A 1,817-nucleotide genomic window follows, 5' to 3' on the forward strand; every position below is an offset into this window, starting at 1 on the left:
CGGCACGGCCGGACCGCCACGCCCGCCCGGTGCTGGAGGTCGCGGGGCTCAGCGCGCACATCGCCGGCCAGCAGGTGGTGGAGAACGTCAGCTTCTCCGTGCCGGCCACCGGAATCACCGCCCTGCTGGGCCGCAACGGCGTGGGCAAGAGCAGCACCATCAAGGCCATCATCGGGCTGATCTCCCGCAGCGGCAGCGTGACGCTGGACGGCACGCGGATCGATAAGGAAGCGACCTACAAGATCATCCGCCGCGGCGTGGGCTACGTCCCGGAGGACCGCGAGGTTTTCTCCAAGCTGACCGTGGCGGAGAACCTGCGGCTGGCCGAACGGGACGCCTCCCCGCGCCGGCAGCTGGTGGAGGAACTCTTTCCCGACCTGCTCAAGCGCGCCTCGCAGATGGCCGGGACGCTCTCCGGCGGGCAGCAGCAGATGGTCTCGCTGGCGCGTGCGTTGCTGAATGAGAACAAGCTGCTGCTGATCGACGAGCCGACCAAGGGCCTGGCGCCCAAGATCGTGCAGGAAGTCTCCGAGACGCTGGAGCGGGCCGCCGCAACGGTGCCGATCCTGCTGGTGGAGCAGAACCTGCAGGTGGTCCGCCAGCTGGCCGCCGGCGCGGTGGTGCTGTCCGGCGGGCGGGTGGTCCACACCACCGACAGCGCGCTGGATTTCCTGGACAACGAAGACCTGACCCAGCGGCTGCTGGGCGTCCACGCCGAAGGCGGGCACGACGACGAGGCCGGCCCCGCCGCCGGCGCAGACGGCCGGGACACGGCCCCCGCCGCCGTATCCCTTTCTGAGACCGGCACCGACCCGAACGGGGTGCACAAGTGAGTACCATCGTCCTGCTGACCGTCACCGGCCTGGGCCTGGGCGCGCTCTACTTCCTGGTGGCCTCCGGGCTGAGCCTGATCTACGGGCTGATGGGCGTGCTGAACTTCGCGCACGGCTCCTTCCTGACCCTGGGCGCATTCGCCGGCTGGGAAGTGGCCCGCCGCGCCGGCGCCGACAACTGGTGGACCTTCCTCGGCTCCCTCCTGGTGGGCGCCGTCGTGGGGGCCCTGTTCGCCGCCTTCACCGAGTTCGTGCTCATCCGCAAGCTGTACGAGCGGCACATCGAACAGGTCCTGGTCACCGTCGGCCTCTCGCTGGCATCGGTCGCGCTGTTCGACGGGATCTGGGGCACCGACCCGGTCTATATCTCCGGACCCGAATGGTTCAGCCAGACCACCAGAATCTTCGGCGCCGACATCGCGAACGATCGCTTCGTGGCCATCATCGCGGCGGTGTTCGTGCTGCTGGGCCTGGTGTTCTTCCTCAAGCGCACCCGCTACGGCATGATCATCCGCGCCGGCGTGGAAAGCCGCTCCATGGTCACCGCGCTGGGCATTGACGTCCGCAAGGCGTTCACGCTGGTCTTCGCCATCGGCGGCGCCGCGGCCGGCCTGGGCGGGGTGCTGGCCAGCCACTACTTCGGCTACGTCTCGCCGCTGCTGGGCGGATCGCTGCTGATCTTCGCCTTCATCGTCACCGTGATCGGCGGCCTGGGCTCGCTCACCGGCGCGGCCATCGCCTCGGTGGTGGTGGCGCTGCTGCAGCAGTTCGCGAACTTCTACCTCAACGGCACGGGTGACTTCGTCGTCGTCGTGGCCCTGGCCCTTGTCCTGCTCTTCCGGCCCTCCGGCCTGCTCGGGAGGAAATCATGACCACCAGCAAGACCGACCCGCAATCGGACGCGCAGCCGAATCCTGCCGCCGCAGCCGCCGGGCACCCCGAGACCCCGGGCAGCGGAGACAGGACGCCGCGGCGCGGACGGAC

Annotated in this window: 2 protein-coding genes; both read left to right on the forward strand. The window is 69.5% G+C overall.

Annotated elements, in window-relative coordinates:
- Nucleotides 1-29 precede the first annotated feature (29 nt).
- Complete coding sequence (locus AC5RUJ_RS15585) at nt 30-833, forward strand: ABC transporter ATP-binding protein (protein ID WP_494156168.1); 804 nt, start codon at nt 30-32, stop codon at nt 831-833.
- Nucleotides 830-1,705 (forward strand): branched-chain amino acid ABC transporter permease, encoded by an 876-nt coding sequence (locus tag AC5RUJ_RS15590; protein WP_494128474.1) that lies wholly within the window; start codon nt 830-832, stop codon nt 1,703-1,705. The genes AC5RUJ_RS15585 and AC5RUJ_RS15590 overlap by 4 nt, the downstream gene beginning before the upstream one ends.
- Nucleotides 1,706-1,817 lie beyond the last annotated feature (112 nt).

This window comes from Arthrobacter sp. Y3223164 (assembly GCF_059091005.1).